This is a genomic window from Streptomyces pathocidini (assembly GCF_001418495.1).
Taxonomy (GTDB): Bacteria; Actinomycetota; Actinomycetes; order Streptomycetales; family Streptomycetaceae; genus Streptomyces; species Streptomyces pathocidini.
This window is the reverse complement of record NZ_LIQY01000075.1, coordinates 1-3,803: the sequence shown is the minus strand read 5'-3', so window position 1 is coordinate 3,803 and position 3,803 is coordinate 1. Positions and strand designations below refer to the sequence as shown.

Genomic DNA, 3,803 nt, shown 5'->3' with positions numbered 1-3,803 from the left:
CAGGGAGAGGGCCAGCAGCAGCCCCGGCAGGATGAAGAGGATCAGGGCGCGGCGGCGGCCGAGCAGGGCCCGGTAGGTGAGGCGGGCCACGGTGGGGTGGTAGAGCGATGACATCGGTTCGGGTCCCCTCACGCCGCGACCAGGTAGGAGAAAACGCTCTCCAGCGACTCGTCCGAGGGCGAGACCGTGAAGAGCCGGATGCCCTGTTCGCGGGCGACCCGCGGCAGGAGCTCGGTGAAGCGGGCGAAGTCCACGGCCTGGATGCCCAACCCGCCCTCCTCGACGTCGACTTCGATGCCCGCCGTCGACGGGTCGGCGATCAGCGCCGCGGCCAGCGCGCGGTCGTCGCTGGACCGTACGAGATAGCGGTGCGGCCGGTCCGTCATCAGCCGGCGGATCTTGCGGAAGTCGCCGGAGGCCGCGTGCCGCCCCGCCACCACGACCTCGATGTGGGCGGCGAGCTGCTCGACCTCCTCCAGGATGTGGGAGGAGAACAGGACCGTGCGCCCGTCCTCACCCATCCGCCGCAGCAGGTCCATCAGCTGCATGCGCTGCCGCGGGTCCATGCCGTTGAACGGCTCGTCCAGCAGCAGCACGGACGGGTCGTGCACCAGCGCGGAGGCCATCTTCACGCGCTGCCGCATGCCCTTGCTGTACGTGGCGATCCTGCGCTTCTCCGCGTACTCCATCTCGACCGTCGCCAGCGCCCTGCGCGCGGCGGCGCCGGGGTCGGGCAGGCCGTGCAACTCGGCGTTGGCGAGGACGAACTCGTGGCCCGAGAGGAAGTCGTACATCGCCTCCCGCTCGGGGACGACGCCGATGTGGCGGTACGCCCGCTCGTTGCGCCAGACCGCGGTGCCGTCGAGGGTGACGGTGCCGGTGGAGGGGGCGAGGAAGCCGCCCATCATGTTGATGAGGGTGGACTTGCCGGCGCCGTTGGGGCCGAGCAAGCCGGTCACGCCGGGGCCGATCGTCATGGTGATGTCGTTGACCGCGACGACGTTCCCGAACCAGCGGGAGGCGTGGTCGATAGACAGGGTTGTCATGGGCGCAGCCCATTCTTGAGAAGGGTGGGGGCGGGCGACGGGTGGACTGTCACAGCCCGACCTTTCGGTAGCGGCGCATCAGGAGGGCGTACGAGCCGGCGGCCAGCGCCAAGGCGGCGGCCAGGTAGACGACCCCGGCGAAGGCGCTCGGCGGCCCGGCCTCCCTGGGGAAGGAGGAGGTGGCGCCGAGGAACCTCGTCTGCACCCCGTCGATGATCGTGATCGGCGAGAACAGGCCGAGCCAGCCCGCCACTTCGGGGTCGCCCTGCTCGTAGGCGATGGCCTGGACGGTGGACACCGCGCCGTACGAGATGGTCAGCACGGCGATCACGGCGGCGACTCCGAAGCCGCGGCGCGGGGTGAGCGCGGCGACCACGAGGCCGATGCCGGCGAAGAGGACGGACAGCAGAGCCACGGACACCAGTCCTTGCGCGAAGCCCTTGGTCTGGTCGGTGAAGTCGAGTTCGGCCAGCAGCGCCCCGGCATAAAGGATCAGGAGCGGCACCGTGGTCAGGATGAACAGGGCCGACGCCATCGCCGCGAGCTTGGCCGCCACGTAGTCGACGCGCTCGATGGGGCGGGAGAAGTAGAGCGGCACGCTCTTGAAGCGCAGGTCCCGGGAGACGGACTGCGGCGCCTGGGAGGCGAGGAAGAGGCCGATGACCGCCTGGAGGTAGACCGCGTAGCTGGTGTACTCCAGGGGCAGTTCCTTGGCCTTGGTGAAGACGGTGACCGCCACCAGGATGCCCGCGGGCAGGCACATCACGGCGAGCAGCAGCATCGGCAGCACCTTGGACTTGGCCGACCTGCCGAGCCCGTACGCGCCGCGCAGGCTCTGTGTGAACAGCGAGCGCCGGGCGTAGGCGCGGCCCAGCCGGGCGCCCTCGTAGGAGCGGTATCCGATGTTGTGGATACGGGTGGGGTCCGTGCCCTGCGCCGGCACCGTGGCCGGTGCGGTGGTCTCAGGCTGCATCGTGGCCTCCGGCGCTCCGCGCCTGGGTGTCGTCCCGGTCGTCTTCCTTACGGAAGACCTCGGCGATCTGGTGGCGGCGCTGCTCCATGCGCACGAGTCCGAGCCCGAGTCCTGCGACCGTGTCGCGAACGGTGTCGTACGTGCTGTCGTCGGCCACGTCCAGCAGCAGGACGTGCCCGGCGCCAGGCGCGCGCCCGCCTGCGTGCACCGCGATGCCCGCGGCGGCGAGCGCCTCGCGCAGGGCGGCCGTGCCGTCGGGGTGGCGGTCGGTATCGGTGACCTCGACCGCGACGGTCGCGGTGGTCTGGGTGAAGTCGCTGGTGGAGCTGGAGCGCAGCAGCGCGCCGCCGTCGATGACCACGACGTGGTCGCAGGTGCGCTCGAGTTCGCCGAGCAGGTGGGAGGTGACCAGGACCGAGATGCCGAAGTCGGTGTGGACGCGGCGGATCAGGCCCAGCATCTCGTCCCGGCCCACCGGGTCGAGGCCGTTGGTCGGCTCGTCCAGGAGCACCAACTGCGGGTCGTGGACGAGCGCCTGGGCGAGCTTGACGCGCTGCTTCATGCCGGTCGAGTAGCCGCCGATGGGCCGGTAGCGCTCCTCGTACAGGCCGACGTGGCGCAGGGTGTCGGCGGTGCGCTCGCGGGCGGCGGTGGGCGGCAGCCCGGACATGCGCGCCATGTGGACGACGAACTCGGTGGCCGAGACGTCGGGTGGCAGGCAGTCGTGCTCGGGCATGTAGCCGACCCGCTCGCGGATGGCGCTGCCCTGCGTGGCGACGTCGAGCCCGAGCACGGAGGCACGGCCCTCGGTGGCGGGGGACAGGCCGAGCAGGATCTTGATCAGGGTGGATTTGCCGGCTCCGTTGGCGCCCACCAGGCCGGTGACGCCCGGGGTGATGTCCACGGAGAGCCGGTCGAGCGCGGTCACCCTGGGAAACCGCTTGCTGAGGCTTTCGGTCGCGATCACAGTCACGCACCCGACCGTAGTGGCGTTCGGCACAGTTGACGTCAGCCTCGGAGGCTGGATCCGACTCCGCCTGGAGGTGGACGCGCCCGTAGGGGTTTGCGCCCCGTGACCCCCAACCCCCTTTGTTACCAGCGGTATCCACAGATTGCGTACGCCCCTTGCCGCCAGTCGGGCCGCGCTGTCACATTCGAAGGGCCGACCAGATCAACTGGCGGGCCGGACAACCGAGTTCGTCACGGAGCGGGGTGAGGACGTTGCGCGGGGCGGGGACATGGCGCGGGGTGAGGACGTCAGGAGGGCGCGCCCAGGCCCGGCGCGCCCCATACCGGGAACCAGCGGCCGAGGTCCTCCTCGATCCGCAGGTCGTCCGCGAGCAGCGACTTGATCTGGAGCTCCAGGGCGTTGTCGCGCCTCTCGGACGTGCCGGGGATCGGGGCGAAGGGGTAGAACGTGCCGCGCTTGTAGAGGTAGACCAGCGCGAGTGCGCGATCCCCCGCGGCCTCGCGGAAGTCGACGAGCGAGCAGAGCAGCTGCGGCCCGAAACCGCCCTCCTGCAGAAGGGTGTTGACGGCATGGAGGTCGTTGACCAGGGAGGCCGTGTCGTCCGCGGGACGGCGGACCAGGAGCCAGGTGTAGCCGTACGCGTCCCGGCTGAACTCGACCGGTACGCCGCCCCGGCCGGCGCCGGCGTCGAGCAACTGCCGTACGTCGTCCTGGATCCGGGCGAAGGCGCCGCCCTCGACGCTGGCGAAGCACACCGAGCCGACACCGGTCGGGGCGTAGCCGGCGCCCGCCTGGAGGGTGATCGCGGCGGCGG

Annotated in this window: 4 protein-coding genes; all 4 read right to left on the bottom strand. The window is 71.0% G+C overall.

Annotated features, from left to right (window positions below; translation table 11 throughout):
* Positions 1-128 precede the first annotated feature (128 nt).
* Positions 129-1,046, bottom strand: a complete 918-nt coding sequence (locus AOK16_RS05025) for an ABC transporter ATP-binding protein (protein WP_055471001.1) — start codon at positions 1,044-1,046, stop codon at positions 129-131.
* Positions 1,047-1,095: 49 nt separating this feature from the next.
* A complete protein-coding gene (locus tag AOK16_RS05020; protein WP_055471000.1) occupies positions 1,096-2,019 on the bottom strand; it encodes an ABC transporter permease subunit in 924 nt (307 codons plus the stop codon).
* Positions 2,009-2,992 (bottom strand): ABC transporter ATP-binding protein, encoded by a 984-nt coding sequence (locus tag AOK16_RS05015; RefSeq protein ID WP_079101071.1) that lies wholly within the window; start codon positions 2,990-2,992, stop codon positions 2,009-2,011. Before AOK16_RS05015 ends, AOK16_RS05020 begins: the two co-directional genes overlap by 11 nt.
* A gap of 284 nt (positions 2,993-3,276) precedes the next feature.
* Positions 3,277-3,803, bottom strand: a 527-nt coding sequence (gene pspAB / locus AOK16_RS05010; protein ID WP_055470998.1) for a PspA-associated protein PspAB, incomplete at its 5' end; no start/stop codon positions are given.